General features: G+C 48.6%; 14 protein-coding genes and 1 riboswitch. All 14 genes read right to left on the bottom strand.

Annotated features, from left to right (window positions below; translation table 11 throughout):
• The 14 genes from ABEW34_RS03275 to metA all read right to left on the bottom strand — a co-directional run bounded on the left by ABEW34_RS03275 (window position 1) and on the right by metA (window position 17,267).
• Window positions 1-1,161, bottom strand: a complete 1,161-nt coding sequence (locus ABEW34_RS03275) for a Gfo/Idh/MocA family protein (protein ID WP_430154826.1) — start codon at window positions 1,159-1,161, stop codon at window positions 1-3.
• A gap of 55 nt (window positions 1,162-1,216) precedes the next feature.
• Window positions 1,217-2,995 (bottom strand): glycoside hydrolase family 35 protein, encoded by a 1,779-nt coding sequence (locus ABEW34_RS03280; protein WP_430154828.1) that lies wholly within the window; start codon window positions 2,993-2,995, stop codon window positions 1,217-1,219.
• Between the two features lie 15 nt (window positions 2,996-3,010).
• Window positions 3,011-3,784, bottom strand: coding sequence for a response regulator transcription factor (locus ABEW34_RS03285; protein ID WP_430154830.1), 774 nt, complete (start codon window positions 3,782-3,784; stop codon window positions 3,011-3,013).
• A complete protein-coding gene (locus ABEW34_RS03290) occupies window positions 3,772-5,607 on the bottom strand; it encodes a cache domain-containing sensor histidine kinase (RefSeq protein WP_430154832.1) in 1,836 nt (611 codons plus the stop codon). Before ABEW34_RS03290 ends, ABEW34_RS03285 begins: the two co-directional genes overlap by 13 nt.
• Window positions 5,608-5,644: 37 nt before the next feature.
• A complete protein-coding gene (locus tag ABEW34_RS03295; protein WP_430154939.1) occupies window positions 5,645-6,469 on the bottom strand; it encodes a carbohydrate ABC transporter permease in 825 nt (274 codons plus the stop codon).
• A 5-nt stretch (window positions 6,470-6,474) separates the two neighbouring features.
• Window positions 6,475-7,362, bottom strand: coding sequence for a carbohydrate ABC transporter permease (locus ABEW34_RS03300; RefSeq protein WP_430154834.1), 888 nt, complete (start codon window positions 7,360-7,362; stop codon window positions 6,475-6,477).
• 105 nt (window positions 7,363-7,467) lie between these two features.
• Window positions 7,468-8,787, bottom strand: coding sequence for an ABC transporter substrate-binding protein (locus ABEW34_RS03305; protein WP_430154836.1), 1,320 nt, complete (start codon window positions 8,785-8,787; stop codon window positions 7,468-7,470).
• A gap of 307 nt (window positions 8,788-9,094) precedes the next feature.
• Window positions 9,095-10,036, bottom strand: a complete 942-nt coding sequence (locus tag ABEW34_RS03310; RefSeq protein ID WP_430154838.1) for a putative sporulation protein YtxC — start codon at window positions 10,034-10,036, stop codon at window positions 9,095-9,097.
• 115 nt (window positions 10,037-10,151) lie between these two features.
• Window positions 10,152-11,141 (bottom strand): DMT family transporter, encoded by a 990-nt coding sequence (locus ABEW34_RS03315; RefSeq protein ID WP_430154839.1) that lies wholly within the window; start codon window positions 11,139-11,141, stop codon window positions 10,152-10,154.
• Window positions 11,142-11,273: 132 nt separating this feature from the next.
• Window positions 11,274-11,422: riboswitch (FMN riboswitch) on the bottom strand.
• A gap of 70 nt (window positions 11,423-11,492) precedes the next feature.
• The gene (locus ABEW34_RS03320; protein ID WP_430154841.1) at window positions 11,493-12,062 is read right to left on the bottom strand and encodes a hypothetical protein; all 570 of its coding nucleotides are present in this window, start codon (window positions 12,060-12,062) and stop codon (window positions 11,493-11,495) included.
• Between the two features lie 589 nt (window positions 12,063-12,651).
• Complete coding sequence (mqnC, locus tag ABEW34_RS03325; RefSeq protein WP_430154843.1) at window positions 12,652-13,788, bottom strand: cyclic dehypoxanthinyl futalosine synthase; 1,137 nt, start codon at window positions 13,786-13,788, stop codon at window positions 12,652-12,654.
• A gap of 194 nt (window positions 13,789-13,982) precedes the next feature.
• Window positions 13,983-15,155, bottom strand: a complete 1,173-nt coding sequence (locus ABEW34_RS03330) for a trans-sulfuration enzyme family protein (protein WP_430154845.1) — start codon at window positions 15,153-15,155, stop codon at window positions 13,983-13,985.
• Window positions 15,156-15,159: 4 nt separating this feature from the next.
• Entirely contained in the window at window positions 15,160-16,323 is a 1,164-nt protein-coding gene (locus ABEW34_RS03335) for a PLP-dependent transferase (protein ID WP_430154847.1), read from the bottom strand.
• 26 nt (window positions 16,324-16,349) lie between these two features.
• The gene (metA, locus tag ABEW34_RS03340; protein WP_430154849.1) at window positions 16,350-17,267 is read right to left on the bottom strand and encodes a homoserine O-acetyltransferase MetA; all 918 of its coding nucleotides are present in this window, start codon (window positions 17,265-17,267) and stop codon (window positions 16,350-16,352) included.
• Between the last annotated feature and the right edge of the window lie 19 nt (window positions 17,268-17,286).

The raw sequence follows: 17,286 nt of genomic DNA on the forward strand, positions 1-17,286 counted from the left end.
TCACCCCGCAGCTTCCCATTCAATTGCAATCGGCTGATACGTGTCCGTTACTGCAGATTGCTCTGCCTTCAAGCACATCAGGGCGCTTGAAATGCCCATGGAAAGCGGAGTAGCCGAGCATTCTGTGCCCTTCATGACATTGATGAAGTTGAGGGCCAGACGGGCATCTCCCCCAAAATGAGGAAGTTTCGCCGCCTCCAGCTTATACGTTTCATTGCGAGGTGTACTGTGCATATGCACCTTCACTTCATCCCGATACCAGTCGAACTCCACCGTGCCTTCATACCCAATCAGTCTTGCCCCTCGCAATGCGGCGGATTTGCGCGAGTAGAAATTTTGCGAATAAATGGCATGCATCCCCGTCTCATAGCGAATCATCACGCTGCCGGAATCATGGTTGCCCGTATCGACTGCAAAGGCGCATTCCTCGCCCGTCACCTCCTCCTGCTTAAAATGCTTTAGCACATAAGGGCTCTCGGGACAAGTGTGGAATTCCTCACAATCCCGACACTTTAAGCCGGCCGGTTTATCTCCCCGGAACACGCGCTTCGACGCCATAGCGGCAATCTTCTCGGGACGCAGGCCCAGCAAATAATTCAGGCAATCCAAATCATGAGTTGCTTTCTGAAGAAACAAGCCGCCCGTTTGCCCCTCATCCCTATACCAATTATGGTAATACACGCTGCCGTAAGGGACGTTGTTGACCGCCTGCACATGCTCAATGCTGCCAAGCCGGCCCGAATCAACGATTTCCTTGACGAGTCTGGCAATCGGCGTATTCCGCAGCGGAAAGGACACTACGATTTCGGAGGTGGACTCCGCCGCGGCTTTTTGCAGCTTCAATAGATCCGGGAGCGAAACAGCAACCGGCTTTTCCAGAAAAATCGGCAAATGCAGCTTCATCGCCTTCATGGCCATTTCCGCATGCAGCGTACAGCGCGTTCCAATCATTACGCCGTCCAGCCGCTCATGCGCAAGCAGCTCATCTGCATCCCTGTAGAAACTAACGCCGCTTTCAATTCCCTTCCCTGCCAACAGCATTCTCGCCTTGTCTATATCCACATCCGCCACCGCCGCCAACTCAATCCCCATGTCCAGTTCCAGCAGGCGGTCAACGAAATAATCCATCCTTACTCCATAACCGATGATGCCGATTTTCATGCCAATCCCTACTCTCCTCTCTATCAAAATAATGCCTGAACAGGCTTTCCAGCGCTCAGCCTAGCACGGGATAATCTTGCAGCAGCACTTTGGACTCTTTCAAACCTTGCAATTCGAAAATAATCAGCTCATTGTCGCCGGCATGCAGCAGCGGACCCGGTATATAAAGCGTCTGCTGCGGCCCTTTCTCCCAATAACGCCCGAGATTGAACCCGTTCACATAAGCTACACCCTTCGTCCAACCTTCCAGCTTGAGAAAGGTATCCGCTGGCTCATCGACCGAAAACGCCCCTCTATAAAAGACAGGCCCCTCCTCCGCTGCTTTTCCAATCGGGGGCGCTGAAAAACGCAAGCCCGACAAATCATCAAGCGGCAAGGTGCGGATTTGCCAGCCGAACAGAAATTGATTGTATTGCCTAGTTCCAGCTTTAACGCCTACTGTAATGCCTTTAATGTCCCGCAGCTGGGAGCCATAATTAATTCGTCCCATATTTTCGACCAAAATGCCTAATACTGCTCCCTGCGCTGGAATCGTCACCGTGACGGAGTCGCTGCCCCAACGCTCGGCAAGCCCCTGATAGACGCCATCGATATAAATGAGAGCGCGGTCTCTGACATCCTGAATTATAATTTCACAAGCTTCCTGCGGCCCCGTCAGCTCCGTCTCATACCAGATGAAGCCATGCGCCTGCCCCAAACGTTCCATTGTCTCCGGGAATACGCTGTAAACGGGCGAGCTGAGCTGATCCCAACAATCGAACAGCACTGCCCGCTCGGTGAGCCGCACTTCCCCATAGCTGCGTTTTGGAAGCGGAGGCGAGGGCAGCATTTCCGCCAAGGCGGGCAGGGGCAGCTCGGTGTAGCGACCGATTACTTCGCGGATCGCCATATATTTTTCCGTGATATCTCCCGATTCCGAGAGCAGCGCATTGTAATCATAGCTGGTTACTGTCGGCTCATAGAAATCGATATGATTGGCGCCATTATAAAAACCGAAGTTCGTCCCCCCGTGAAACATATAAAAATTGACGGAAGCACCCCGTTCCAAAATCCGGTCCAGCACATCCACAACATCCTCATGGCCGCGCACATGATGCTCGTCTCCCCAATGGTCGAACCAGCCGTTCCAATATTCCATGCATACGAGCGGCTTGTCCGGCTGATAATCGAGCAGCTTGGCGAATGCCTCCTCCGGCTTGGAGCCGAAATTAAGCGTCATGAGCGCCTTGGGCAATGTCCCGCCCTGAAGCATATAGTCCTCCGATCCGTCGGAGGTGAACAGCAGCACGTCCATGCCACGGGCCAGCATAGCTTCGCGGAGATGGGACAAATACGCTTTATCGTTGCCATAGCTGCCGTATTCATTTTCGATTTGCAGTGCAATGATCGGCCCGCCTGACGTGCAGAGCAGCGGCTTCAGCTTAGGCAGCAGCACATCATAATAAGCATCAACCTTGTCCAAAAAAGGCTTATAGCTGCAGCGAAGCCGCATATCCGAATCCGCGAGCAGCCAGGAAGGCAGCCCCCCGAGCTCCCACTCAGCGCAAATGTAAGGACTTGGACGCACAATGACGTACAGACCAAGCTCATCGGCCAAGCGAATAAAACGTTCCAGATCAGCCATCCCTTCAAAATTAAAGCAGCCCTCCCGCGGCTCATGCACGTTCCACGCCACATAGGTTTCAACCGTATTGAAGCCGCAAGCCTTGAGCTTCCATAAACGATCCTTCCAATATTCCGGCACGATGCGAAAATAATGCATGGCGCCGCTGATCATGCGCACGGGCTTGCCATCATAAACAAACCCGTTTCCTTCGATTTCAAATACACCCATGGCTCTCCCCTGCTCCTAGTCGGGCGCCCCCGTTCGATACTCCAACGGCGTCACGCCGACCGTTCGTTTAAATAACTTTTGAAAATAAATTTTATCGCCATAACCGACCAAATGGGCAATTTCATAAACCTTTAGCCCCGGATGATCGCGCAGAAACTGCTTCGCCTTCTCAATTCTCACCCGATTCAAACGATCTGTAATCGTCTCGCCCGTTTCCCTGCTGAATACTTTGCTTGCATAGCTCGTATTGAAGCCGATTTTGCCCGCAATGTACGTGAGATCAATATCGCGGTTATATTCCTGCTCCAGCAGCTTCCGCACCCGCTCCACAATGACATTCCCGCTCGCCGCATCCGCTTCTGCGGCAGCAGGCGCTTTAGGCGGGCCGGAATCAGAAGCCGCAGCAAGCTGCTTTCGCTCAGCGAAGCGGTCGAGCAAGCGAAATACCTCCACCTTGTCCATCGGCTTGAGCAGATAATCAGCCGCTCCCGCCCTCATGGAGCGGCGTGCGTATTCGAAATCATTGTAGCCGCTGAGCATAATAATGCTGACGTCCGGCAGCTTCGTCTTCGCTTGCTCGATAAATTTAAGCCCGTCCATGACAGGCATTTCAATATCGGTAATAATGACATCCAGATCGCCTTGGCTCATGCTGGAGATTTGAACGAGTGCTTCCAAGCCGTTCGCATGCTGCCCCGCGATTTCCAGTCCACCCGGGTATTTCGAAAGTATTTTCACAATGCCGAGGCGAATCGGCTCCTCATCGTCCACAACCATCACCTTAAGCATGGCGAATCCTCCTTCGCAATCTGGTAACGGGGCAGCCGAATGGCAACCTCGGTGCCTTGTCCCTGAGCGCTTGTCAATTGCAGGCCATATGCTTCCCCATAATGCAATTTAATGCGCTCATTTACGTTCCGCAGGCCGATGCCCCGGTCACCTCCTACCAGTCGATTGCCGGACATCCGTTCGCGCAGCCCTCGCAGCGTCTGCTCATTCATGCCGCATCCATCGTCCGCCACAAAAAACAGCACATCCTCTCCCTCATGCCGGGCTGTCACCCTGATGAGGCCCCCGTTCATCCGGTGTTTAAACGCATGATGCACCGCATTTTCCACAATCGGCTGAAACATCAGCTTGATGCAAGGCAGCTCCAGATCCCCTGACGGCACCTCGACCTCCAGCACATAGCGGTTAGAGAAGCGCATATTTTGCAGCGCCATATAATTATAGAGATGATCCAGCTCCTTGCGGATGGTAGCCGTCTGCTCGCCATGATTGACGCCGTAGCGAAGCAGCTTCCCGAGCGTAAACGTCATGTCCGCGACCTCTTCATCATCGTTGAGCTCTGCCCGCATGCGGATTGTCTCCAGCGTATTGTAAATAAAATGCGGATTAATCTGGCTTTGCAGTGCCGCATATTCGGCTTCCTTTTTACGCGTCTGGGTTTCTCTCACTTCCTCTAGCAAATCCCGGATGCGCATGACCATAATATTAAAATGCCTGCCAAGCAGCCCGACCTCATCCCTGTATTTCTGATTAAAGCTGACATCGAGGTTGCCGGTCTGCACCTCTTGCATCAGATTTTTAATTTTGCTAAGCGGCCTTGTGAGCGCATAGGAGACGGCTATAGCGAGGAACAAGGCTACCATCACAAATATCCCCGTCATCAGCAAGGTCAAATTTCGGGTTACGTCCGCCTGCCGGGTCGCCTCCGCCATCGGGATATAAACGAACATTTTCCAATTGGTCAAAGCGGATTTGGCATAAGTACATATATAAGCATTTCCATCAATCGTAGTCGGAAAAGAACCCCGGTCAGCCGTTGCCTTGCGAATCGCTTCGTCACCTGACAAATCGCGGGTAATAAGCGTATTGTCGCTGTCAAAAATCACCTTGTTGTCCGCATCAACCAAAATCGTCTGGCCCTTCGTTACTTGGTCCACATCTCGGATTTGTCGGCTGATTGCGGAAATATTCGTATCGAAGACGATAAAACCGATCGGGCTGAGATCGAATTTCACCTGCTTCAGCTCCCTGATAACCGAAAAAGCATAATAAGGGCTGTTGTCGTTCGTAATCTCCTGGGTGCTGACGAGCATCGGCTTGCCGTCGCCTTCCGCTGCAATTTTGGCCCATTCGGACTTGACCTGATTCAGATTGTTGCGTTTTCCGCCAGTCTTGATGTTATACATCACATTGCCAAAGTTATCAAAAACATAAACCGATACCGTATCCGGCTTAATTTTGTTCAAATTGCGAATGTAAAGATCCATGCCATCCGCCTTCTTCAGGCTAAAGCCTGGATCGGCAAGCCATTCAAGAAATTCATTGTTATAAAGCGGCATAGCGGACATATTGTATAAATCCGTCACATAGTCGTCGAGATTGACGACCATTTTGGACGTGATTTCCGTCGCATATGCCGCCGTGTTCGCTTTAATGGAGCGCGTATAATAGAAGGAGGAGGCGTAGCTGGCTATGATCAAAGGCAGGCAGACCAGCGTTAAAAATACGATCAGCAGCTTCTGCTGCATGTTTAAATTGGCGAAGGCCAACCCTATTTTTTCCGCCGCCCTGCGGTAAAAGCTTGTCTTTGTCGTTTTTGGCATCTGCCATTCCTCCTCGTTGTCCGGTGTGCAAGTACGTTTATTTTACTGCACCGCTCACAATACCGGCAAACACGTATCTCTGGAAGAATAAATACAGCACAACGATTGGAACCATAATAAGCAAAATCGCTGCCGACATCATTTCCCATTCCGTACTGCGCTCCGACGAGAAATTCATCAGACTGGTAGATACAACGGTCAGCTTCTGAGATGGCATGTACAAATAGGGAATAAACATGTCGTTATAAATATTGATCGTCTTGATAATGACGACAGTTGCTGTTGCTGGTGCAAGCAGCGGAAAAATAATGCTTCTGTAAATTTTGAACAGCGAAGCTCCCTCCATCATGGCAGCCTCATCCAGCTCTCTTGGGATGTTGCGAATAAACTGCAAATAAATGAAGATTTGCAGCACGTCGGTTCCAAGGTGCAGGATGATCGATGCCCAAAGCGTATTGTACAAATGAAGGCTGTTGATGACTGTAAATGTCGCGACCTGCGTCGTAATCGTCGGGACGAAGGAAACCGCAATATATGCGCCGACAACCGCTTTTTTCAGCTTAAAATCAAAACGTCCCAATATATAAGCAACCATTGTACCGAGTGCCACATTGCCGATTACCGCAACTGCGATAATGATCAGCGTATTCAAATAAGCCTGTCCCAGATGCGCGCGCTCCATAACGGAAGTGAAATTTTCAAAGTTAAGGAAGCTGTGCGGCAGCTCGAATACGCTCGTCTGCGAAAATTCCTGCTTGGACTTGAACGCATTCAGCACGAGCACATAAGGCGGAAAAATAATGACCGCCACCGCGAGCAGCAATAGCGCATGCTTCAGCCAATTAATCGGACGGAAACGCATCGTACTCAATCGCTCCACCTCCGCGTAACTATTTTTTGAATACTCAGCACGACGATGACTGAAGCGATCAAGGTCAGGCTCATCGCAGAGGCCATGCCGAAGTTGTTGAATTTAAATGCTGTATCGATCGTCTTCGTCAAGAACGTTTCGCTTGCGCCAAGCGGCCCGCCTTTCGTAAGAAGGAATGGCAAATCGAATATTTCCAGCGTGCCGATAATGGTCAAAAATAAATTCAGCTCAATGACCTTGGTCATATTCGGCAAAATTACATGAACGATCGTCTGCCAGCGAGATGCTCCGTCCATTCGGGCCGCTTCAATAATTTCCGAAGGAACCGACTGCAGGGCAGCCAAATAAATAACCATATTGAGGCCCATGAACTTCCACAGTGTAATAAAGCCGAGCACATGATTGACTACCTTCGGCGATCCAAACCAGCTGATTGCCAGCAAATCCAGCCCTATTCCGTGCAGCAGCGTGTTCAGAGAGCCATATTCCGAATTGAATACATAGTTGAACATATAAGCAACAGCGACGCCGTTCATAATATATGGCATGAACAGGACAACCCGGTACACATTTCTTCCCCGCAAGCGCGAGTTGAGCAGTAGCGCAAAAAACAAGCCAAGCGCGTTTTGCAGAAGGCCCCAGCCCAGATATACAAAGTTATGGCCGAACGCCGCCCAGATTTCCTTGTTGGCGAACACTTCCCGGTAGTTGGCAAGGCCTGCCCACGTCTTCTCAGGGCTGTACCCATCCCAGCTCATAAAGCTTAAATACACCAGGTAAACAGCCGGATATAAAGCAAATACGGAAAGCAAAACGAGCGGTATGAGCAAAAATAATACGATCAGCATTCTTTTTTGCAAAATGTAGGACATATGTTGAATCATCGGAGTTCCCCTCTCGATCGAGATAACAGAAGGCAGAATGTCAACGGGACTTGCCTGTTTTGCCTTTCTGTCCATCTCTATGCCGCGCCATCCGCGGGCTGTTTCTTATTTGCCAACCGCTGCCTTGGCAGCGCTCCATTTCTTGTTGTAGCTGTCGAATACGTCCTGCATATTGCCAACAGTCGTTTCCTGTATGAATTTGAAAGGATCAAATTGCATTTTGTTTTCGACGGCTGTTACGTCCTCGCTGACGGATTGCGCTTCGAGCATCGCCGGCTTATAGCTCATGAAATCGGTAATTTGCGCCAGACTCTGCTCTTTATCCTTGAGTGGAGAAATAATCATATGGTCGGCATCATCGCCGGATTCTTCAATCATAAATTTGATAAAGGCTTTGGCAACAGCCGGATTTTTGCTTGAAGAGCTCACCGCATAGGCCCAGTCATTACGCATCATGCCCTTATACGCGCCGCTGTTGTCATAAGGAAGCGGAACAAAGCCGATATCCTCAAGCGCGAGGCCATTGTTGACGAGATTGGAAATCGCCCAGTTGCCGATATACATCATCGCCGTTTTGCCAGAAGCCAGATCCTTCTGGGTTTGATCCCAAGTGGCGGAATAAACATCCTTCTCCAAATAACCTTTGTCGTACAGCTGCTTTAGAATGCCTAACCCTTGTCCGTAGGCATTATCCAGCATGAATGGCGTATCGGTTTTGATTTTGTCATTGCGCAGGCCTGTATTGCCATAAATAAACTCGGCTGGATCGGTCCAATATTGCAGCGTCCAAGCATCCTTGAAGGCAGTCGCCATCGGCACTATTCCAGCTGCCTTGAGCTTATCCGCGTCGGCAAACAGCTCATCCAAAGTTTTAGGAGGCTCCGTAATGCCGGCTTTTTCAAAAGCTTTTTTGTTATACATCAGGCCATTGATGGCGACCTGCTGCGTAATGCCATACAACTTTCCATCATAGGAATTGTAATCTTTAAAATAAATGTCGTCGTTCAGCCCCAAATCGTCCAGCGAAGCGTAAAACTTGGGCAAATCCGCTTTTGTCGTTTCGACCAGCGACAGCACATCCGGCAGCTCATTTGCTGCCATGCGCACGCGGATGGTCTGCTCGTAATCCTTTAAGCCTTCGATTTTGACCTCCGTACCCGGATATTTCGCTTCGAACATCTCTACATATTTCTTGAGGTCGGTATCGACCAGCTCGGTGCGGTGTGTCGCCCAAGTAATCGTGCCTTTAATTTCGGAGCCTGCCCCCCCGGAAGCCGAACCATTTTCTTCCGTCGTAGCGCTTGGCGATGCTGCTTCGGAAGCTGCCGGAGAGCTGCCGCTCTCTCCCGAATTACCGCATCCCGCAAGCAACCCTACACTTAAAGACATGACTAGCCCAAACCCAACTGCTGCATTTTTCTTCATTTTTTTATCCTCCCCAAATCAAGCTCGGCTTCATTTGCCTATCTCCAATAGTATGTAAATTAAGATCACATTGAAATGGCTGCATTTTGTTTTTATTAGCTTATTTTTGTCTTTGGCATTCTGATTCGTTTTCAACACGTACATTGACATCGCTTACATATTTTTATATAAAAAATATAGCGTTTTCAGTGTTATGTATCATAACATTAATATAACCTTTCAATTGAATAAACAGCTATTATTTCATAATAGTATGACAAAAAAACTCGCCGATTATCGGCGAGCAGCAGCTTTTGCAGCTTTTCTTTTAAGGCTGAGTGACACCATCATTCCATTCCCCCATTGCGTGGGAGCACAGGACACAATCATTGCACACCGATACCCGATTGTCAAAAATCGTTTCAATCGTCCGAATGACCTGCATCTCGACATGCTGCGTATGAATGACAATTTGCTTAGGTGACGCGGCAATCAGCGAGCTGATAACCATATCCTCAATGTTCATTTCCGTTTCCAGCATTTCGGCCACCAGGCGGTCGGAATGCGGCTTCGGCTCAAACAATTGAAATTTGTCATTATACAGCATAAAATCATGGTTGCCTTTATGAACCAGATGTACCAAGGCAACCTTCGACTGCTGCAGCCCAACAAAATATTTAAGCAGTGAAATAAATTCCTGATATTGCTTATCGAGCACATATTCATCCAGAGCATATTCCACAATGTCGCCTAGCTCGTGACGATACCCATGAAGTCTGAAGGTGGCGATACCTCCAAGGTCGAGCCGTGTATTTTCATTCAAATACAGCTCAATTTCCTCGGCTACCTTGAGCTTGCGCCGCTTTCTATCCGCATCCAGAAACTTGGCGTTCAAGCCATCCAGATCGGTATCCTGCATCAGCTGACTGCAATATTTTTCGATGATGGAGACGTCCGTGGAATGGCCGCCCTGATATTTTTTCTTAATGATGCTGATGAGCATTTCCGATTCCAAATTGGTTACAACATATTCAGCGAGCGCTTTGGCTGCGCTGTGGTACAGCAATTCTCCATGCTTGTTCAGTTGAAAATAAGGCGTTGCCGACTGGCACATTATGCTGCCGGCAGGCTGCAGATCGAACTGCACCAGATGCCCCTGCGATGCGGCTTCAATATGTAAATCCTCATTCGTATATTGTGCCATTAAGGCCGCTAATCCAGCTGCCGTTGCTTGAAGCTTGGAAGGCAGCGTAACGGTAAACAGTTCCATAAACAAGCCAACCCCTTTCATTCCCCTCATACAGTATATGGCGCACGCAGCAGCGATATACGATGAAGACATTGGGAATGAAGGGGTTGTAAATATGCTATGAACAAGCCTCCGTTTAAGCAGCAGCTTGTGCTTGCTGAGCAGCCTGTTCATTGCTGCTGCGGCTCATAAGCCATAAGGTCAGCCAAATGAGCAGGAAGCCGCTAAGCTGCCCTAAAGTCAGCGTCTGGCCAAATACGAGCCAGTTAATCAATACGCCGACGGCAGGGAAGGAAAGCTCAGCAAGCGTCGCGTATACAGCTTTAGTTGAGGAAAGCCCTTTGTAATATAGAAGCATACTGATCAAGCCTGGGAAAAAGGCTTGAAACAATAAATTGACGGCAATGAGCGATAATTGGCTGCCCTGAGCATTGAGGCTCCATGCATCACCACTTGCCAGCAAAATGACGCTGAGCAGCGGCAGGGCAAGCAGAAACCTGAGGGACGTCACAATGGAAAAGGACAATTTCTTTTGCAGCAAATATTTGCCCATGACGGTCGAACCGCCCCACAATGCCGCTGCGATAATCGAGAACAGGCAGCTGAGCAAAGCAAGATCATGCAGGCCAACAAGCGGCGATCCAAACCCAAAGGTTAGCAAATAGGTGCCTGCCAGCGCCGCCAGCAAAAAGACGAAAAACTTCTGCGGCAGCTTTTCCTTCAACATGACTCTGGCGAGCAAAATTGCAAATAACGGCTGGAGCTTCTGAAGCAGCAGCACCGCATTAGCGCTGCCATGCGAGAAGGCTGCAGTGAACAACACCGTCGCTACAGCTGAGCCGCCCCAGGAAATGAACAGCAGCGCCCCAATGACGCCAATTGACAGCTTGCCGACTAATGTACGGCGGAATTTAAATAATACGGGGACTGCGTAAAAAGCGAGCAAAATATGCTCAATAAATACAATTTGTGCCGAGGTAAAGCTTTTGAGCAATAAAATACGGAACAGCGGGTCAAGACCCCAAAGTGTCGCACCAAGCGCCACATACCATATCCCATTAATGCCTGCAATGCGTGATGTTCGCCAGCCCGCTTTCTCGCTAGCCAGCTCTAATGTGTTCTGCAATTCAAAAACCTCCTGAGAAAGTTTTGAATTGAACCTTCTTTTCACTATGAAAAAGAAACAATGCCCTTGTCAGCAATCTGACAAGGGCATCATCAACAAACCTGTTAAATGAATGACATTTAACAAGCTGGTTCTGATCTTCTCCCGTCCGGACTATACCGTCGGCTCTGGATTCTCACCAGATCAGTCCCGGCTGCAAGCAGCTAGGAGTCGCGGGCTCTGGATGCTCCGAACGCATCCTTACCGCCGGTAGGGAATTGCACCCTGCCCTGAAGATTCATATTCGATTAAATCGTATTGTAACACAGAAGATTACAGTTTGAATAGTCTAATGGTTTGGAAATTTAAAAACTAAGATTTAGCTTCGTCTTGTGAGAAGCCCAGCTCTTTTTTCAGTAATTCTAAATCAGTAGTAGCACTTAGCATAATGTTGTAAGCCACATCTGTATTAGCTTTAAAGCTTTGGAGCATTTCTGGATCACTATCTTCAAAAGCTAACGAATAATAAAACATGGCATTGGATTTGAATTTGTACATTTGCGCAAAGTCCGCTTTAATCTCAGTAAGCTTCTCTTCTCTTTCTTTTGTCAAACCTTTAGGAATTTCAATATCTTCCATACGAATAGAGAGCGAATTGTTGGTTTTCTCCGCTTTTTCAATTAATTCTAAGTCTGGCATTTCATAGTCTGCAATTTTCAATAATTCTTTTGACACCTTTTTATTTAGGCCGTCCGCCTCTTTATCCAGCTCATTTACTTTCTCTTCAAAATTTTGAACGATAATAAGTTGCTCTTCCACAGTCCCTACACCCATTTTATGAACGAGATTATTACAGCCTCTAACTCCAGCAACCGCAAGGATTAAAAGAATAACGCCAACTAGAATGGCTAGGCTGCTGCCACACCCCTTATTTCCACTCATTCTAAATCATATCCCCTTTTTATTACTCGTTTATGTCAATTATTCAAATGTTAGCTGATCAAAAATGCCAATAAATATTTTCGAAATATTTCGAGTCTCATCCATTCCCCTATGATGTGTCCCTTCCAAAGGAAATTTCAGCGTTTGAAGCGCTCTTTCCATGCCCACTCCTCGCTCATTTCCAATCAATTTCTCATGATGATGCTTGATGCTGATCTAATTTCTAGTCCATTCTGTGTGAATCATATGTAATTCACAGTCTTTCTTCAGTTAGCTCTTATCGTAAAACCCCCAGAAGCACAAAACATATTCTTCCTCCCCATCCAATCGTGAAAATTTCGTTTTCCCAACAAGTCGCTTCTAATCAAATACAATATAGTTCACTCATCTTCCTCTTTTCCCCTTATTATAAACCAATATTGTGTATAACAAATACCATTCTATATAAAATAGCAAGAAAAATATATATAAACTGTATATATACAAAAAAAACGCTTATCCCTATCTATCCTTTAACGGATAAAATAGCAGACAAGCGTTATTAGCTTTAATCACTGAAAATAGTTCTAAATCTTTCGTTCACCGCAACCTAATTTTGCATCACAAAATCCTGCTCAGCCTTGTCGCTTTCATTGTACATCCGCAAAATTTCATAGCGCGTATTGCGCTGCGCCGGAACCTTGCCCGCTTCGCGAATAAGCTTTAAAATCAGCTCAATGTTGACCTTATGCGTCGTGCCCGCAGCGGACACTACATTTTCTTCGATCATCGTGCTGCCGAAGTCGTTGCAGCCATAAGACAGCGAAAGTTTACCCATGTCAGGGCCCATCGTGACCCATGACGATTGCAGGTTGTCAATATTGTCGAGGAAAATACGGCTTACCGCGACAATTTTCAAATATTCCTCCGGCTTCGCCTTCTCCATCGGCATTCTCGTATTATCCGGCTGGAACGGCCAGGAAATAAAGGCTGTAAACCCTTCGGAGTCGTATCCATTCGCTTTGCACTCATCTTGAACGTCACGAATGCGCAGCAAATGCAAGGCGCGCTCCTCCATCGTTTCTCCAAAGCCATATACCATCGTAGCTGTCGTATTCATGCCATGGCGATGAGCCGACTTCATCACGTCGATCCAGTCCGTATAAGAGCCCTTCTTGCGGCTGATCTTACGGCGTGTGCGGTCATCAAGGATTTCCGCGCCGCCGCCTGGCAGCGAATCCAGTCCCGCTTCATGCAACTGGCGAACAACCTCATCGAGCGACAATCCATCCGATACTTCCTTCATCTTCTGAATTTCCGCTGGCGAGAAGGAGTGCATCGTAATGTCCGGGAAGCGCTGTTTGATTTCCTTCAGCAAGTCCGTGTAATAAGTAAAAGGAAGATCAGGATTCGTTCCGCCCTGCATCAAAATTTCCGTGCCATTCACGTCAATTGTTTCTTGAATTTTGTTCATAATCGTCTCGTTATCGAGCACATAACCCTCTTTGGAGCCTGGGGCACGGTAAAAGGCGCAGAACCTGCAATAAACGTCGCACACATTCGTGTAGTTGACGTTTCTTCCCACAACGAAAGTCGTTATAGGCTCGGGATGCTTGCGCAGCATAATTTCATTCGCAACTTTACCCATTTTCTCAATCTCGTCGGATTCGAACATAATAATACATTCTTCCAAGCTTATTCGCTCACCCCGCAGGGCCTTATCCAATATCTGGTCCAACGTTACCATTACGCAAGACCTCCTTATCTATCGCTGTAGTTTTGATGTTGCGCTTTTTTTCACAAACTAATTAAGTATAGGCCAATTTTATCATACTATGCTCATATTCGTCATCTTTCGTTTAGAGGGATTTCAGCCTTAAAAAAGGAAAAACACGGCTTGTCAGTAATGACAGCCGTCTCTTCCTCCACTTTACGAGGCTGTTAGCCGCGCAAAGCCTGATCCAAATCTGCGAGCAAATCGTCGATATGCTCAAGGCCTACCGAATAACGGACAAGACCGTCTGTAATGCCGCGTTCATGGCGCACTTCCTTCGGCATTGCCGCATGCGACATCATGGCCGGATACGATAAAATGCTTTCTACGCCGCCCAGGCTGACAGCTACGAGCGGCAGCTTCACACGGCCAAGCATCGCTTTCGCCCGCTCACCGCTGCCCACATCAAAGGACACGACTGCGCCATAAGCGGAGCATTGCTGCTCATGAACCTCACGGCCCGGATGATCGGCAAGACCAGGATAATAAACCTTCGTTACTTCTGGATGGTCACTCAGCCATTCCGCCAGCTTGCGCGCGCTGCGCTCGCTATGCTCCATACGCGCCTGCAGCGTCTTAATGCCGCGCATAAGCAGCCAGCATTCATGGGCGCTCAGTACAGCGCCAAGACCATTTTGCAGCTGATACAGCCTGCGTCCCAGCTCTGGATCAGCCGTTACAGCAAGGCCCGCAAGCACGTCGCTATGCCCGCTCAGAAACTTCGTCGCGCTGTGCACGACAATATCTACGCCAAGCTCAAGTGGCCGCTGGTAATAAGGCGTCATAAACGTATTGTCCAGAATCGTTAGCAGGTTATGCTCCTTCGCCCACGAAGCCACCTCCGAAATGTTGGTGATTTTCAGCGTCGGGTTGGAAGGCGTCTCCATAAATACCGCTTTCGTATTCTCTTTAAATGCAGCTTTAACCGCTTCAAAATCCGTCATATCGACGAACGTCGTCTCCATGCCTAAACGGTTCAGTACTGTCGTAAGCAGACGGTATGTACCTCCGTAAACATCCTCCGTCACAATAACATGATCACCTGCGGAAAGCAGCAGGAACGTCGTTGAAATCGCCGCCATGCCGGATGCAAAGGCAAAGCCGCGCGTACCGCCCTCCAGCAGCGCAATTTGATCCTCCAGCGCCTGCCTTGTCGGGTTGCCGGACCGACTGTAATCGTAAGGCGGATTTTGCGTCAGATCACTTTGATGGAAAGTCGAAGCCTGAAAAATCGGCGTGCTCGATGCACCCGTCTGCTCATCAAATGATCCTTCGAAATGAAGCAATTTCGTTGCAAAATGACGCTTGGCAAATTCCTCTTTGTTATGTCTGTCGCTCATGCTGCTATACCTCCCCAATCTCTTGCTTAGCTGCGGCAAGCGCCTGCTCCAAATCGGCGATCAGGTCATCTGCATGCTCAATGCCAACGGAGAAGCGAAGCAATCTATCATCAACGCCGACTGCGCGACGAATTTCTTCTGGAATATCGGCATGCGTCTGCACAGCCGGATAAGTCATCAGCGATTCAACGCCGCCCAAGCTCTCAGCAAAAGCAATCAACTGGATATGGCGCAGAATGGGTTCAATATAGCGGGCGTCCTTCACGCGGAAGGAGAAAATGCCGGTATTGCCCGACGATTGGCGATTTTGCACAACATGTCCTGGATGATGCGGCAAAGCCGGATAATAAACCTCTTCAATAGAAGGATGCTCCAGCAAGTAGTTGGCGATTTTTGTTGCATTATACTCATGACGCTCCATCCGCAGCGCTAGTGTTTTCATGCCGCGCATTAACAGCCACGAATCCTGCGGTCCAAGAACGGCGCCAATGGAGTTATGCAAAAACGCCATTTCCTGCGACAGCTCTTGTCCCTTGGTCACTATAAGGCCAGCTAGCACATCATTGTGGCCGCCCAAATACTTAGTCGCGCTGTGGACCACGACATCTGCCCCCAGCTCAATTGGACGCTGGAAAAACGGCGTTAACAGCGTATTGTCTACAATCGTCAGCAGTCCTTTGGACTTCGCCCATGAAGCGACACGCTCAATGTCGGTAATCATCATTAACGGATTGGTTGGCGTCTCGATTAGTACCGCCTTCGTATTCGGTGTACACAGCTCGCTCATCGCATCAATATCGTTCGTATCCACGTAGGATGCTGTAACCCCATATCTCGACATAATCTTCTCCAGCAGGCGATAAGTGCCGCCGTACAGATCAAGGGATACAATTAAATGATCGCCTTGGTGAAACAGGCCGAATACCGTTTGCAAAGCGGCCATGCCTGAGCTGCATGCGAAGCCAGCGTCGCCAGACTCAAGCTTGGCAGCTGCCTCCTCTAATACGGCACGGGTTGGGCTTTTTGTACGAGCGTAGTCAAAGCCTGTGCTTTGTCCAAGCTTTGGATGGCGGAATGCCGTCGCCTGATACACAGGGAAGCTTACGGCTCCGGTTTCCGTATCCTTTTGCGAACCAATTTGCGCTAATTCACTTTCGATTTTCAACATGGGCTGTTGCTCCTTCTATTATATAGTTAGATGTTTGCTCCCAAATCAAATGGCGTCTGCTGGTACACGTAATAGTTGAGCCAATTCGAGAAAAGCAAATTCGCATGCGCCCTCCACGAGGAATACGGCACTGCTTCCGGATTATCACCCGGGAAATAGTTTTTAGGTAAGGCAATGTCGAGCCCTTTCGCCTTGTCGCGGTCATACTCGTTTTTCAGTGAGAAAGGATCGTATTCCGAATGCCCGCTGACGAAAATTTGACGGCCATCCTTGGAAGCGACAATGTAAACGCCCGATTCCGCCGATTCCGACAAAATTTCTAAACGTTCAACCTTTTCAATATCTTCGCGACGCACTTCCGTATGACGGGATTGCGGCACGAGGAACGCTTCATCAAAGCCGCGAAGCAGCTTGACGTTCTGCTTCTCAATCGTATGGTGGAACACACCGAAAATTTTATCATCCAATTCATATTTCGGTACGCCGTAATGATGGTAAAGTCCTGCCTGCGAGGCCCAACATATATGGAAGGTCGAAGTGACGCGCCGTGCGCTCCAATCCATAATGTCCTTCAGTTCCTCCCAATAATTCACGTTTTCAAAATCCAGATGCTCTACAGGAGCGCCTGTAATGATTAAGCCATCGTAAAATTCATGGGAAATTTCGTCGAACGTTTTGTAAAAGGCATGAAGATGCTCGTAGGACGTATTTTTCGACGTATGCGTCTTCGGACGAAGCAGCACAACCTCCACTTGCAGCGGCGTGTTGCCGATCAAGCGCAGCAGTTGGGTCTCCGTCGTTTCCTTCTCAGGCATTAAGTTCAGAATCGCTATACGCAGCGGGCGAATATCCTGATGATAAGCAACGCTTTCATCCATGACGAAAATGTTCTCACTGTTTAATATTTCTTTGGCCGGCAAATGGTCGGGAACTTTAATTGGCATGCAGAATCACTCCTTTAAT

This window comes from Paenibacillus algorifonticola (assembly GCF_050481745.1).
Taxonomy (GTDB): Bacteria; Bacillota; Bacilli; order Paenibacillales; family Paenibacillaceae; genus Pristimantibacillus; species Pristimantibacillus algorifonticola_A.

What these genes read in the sequence shown, in the direction of transcription:
- ABEW34_RS03335 (WP_430154847.1), bottom strand. Translation starts at nt 16,323, where the DNA reads ATGTTGAAAATCGAAAGTGAATTAGCGCAAATTGGTTCGCAAAAGGAT.
- ABEW34_RS03300 (WP_430154834.1), bottom strand. Translation starts at nt 7,362, where the DNA reads ATGATTCAACATATGTCCTACATTTTGCAAAAAAGAATGCTGATCGTA.
- ABEW34_RS03280 (WP_430154828.1), bottom strand. Translation starts at nt 2,995, where the DNA reads ATGGGTGTATTTGAAATCGAAGGAAACGGGTTTGTTTATGATGGCAAG.
- ABEW34_RS03290 (WP_430154832.1), bottom strand. Translation starts at nt 5,607, where the DNA reads ATGCCAAAAACGACAAAGACAAGCTTTTACCGCAGGGCGGCGGAAAAA.
- metA (WP_430154849.1), bottom strand. Translation starts at nt 17,267, where the DNA reads ATGCCAATTAAAGTTCCCGACCATTTGCCGGCCAAAGAAATATTAAAC.
- ABEW34_RS03285 (WP_430154830.1), bottom strand. Translation starts at nt 3,784, where the DNA reads ATGCTTAAGGTGATGGTTGTGGACGATGAGGAGCCGATTCGCCTCGGC.
- ABEW34_RS03320 (WP_430154841.1), bottom strand. Translation starts at nt 12,062, where the DNA reads ATGAGTGGAAATAAGGGGTGTGGCAGCAGCCTAGCCATTCTAGTTGGC.
- ABEW34_RS03305 (WP_430154836.1), bottom strand. Translation starts at nt 8,787, where the DNA reads ATGAAGAAAAATGCAGCAGTTGGGTTTGGGCTAGTCATGTCTTTAAGT.
- ABEW34_RS03295 (WP_430154939.1), bottom strand. Translation starts at nt 6,469, where the DNA reads ATGCGTTTCCGTCCGATTAATTGGCTGAAGCATGCGCTATTGCTGCTC.
- ABEW34_RS03310 (WP_430154838.1), bottom strand. Translation starts at nt 10,036, where the DNA reads ATGGAACTGTTTACCGTTACGCTGCCTTCCAAGCTTCAAGCAACGGCA.
- ABEW34_RS03275 (WP_430154826.1), bottom strand. Translation starts at nt 1,161, where the DNA reads ATGAAAATCGGCATCATCGGTTATGGAGTAAGGATGGATTATTTCGTT.
- ABEW34_RS03330 (WP_430154845.1), bottom strand. Translation starts at nt 15,155, where the DNA reads ATGAGCGACAGACATAACAAAGAGGAATTTGCCAAGCGTCATTTTGCA.
- mqnC (WP_430154843.1), bottom strand. Translation starts at nt 13,788, where the DNA reads ATGGTAACGTTGGACCAGATATTGGATAAGGCCCTGCGGGGTGAGCGA.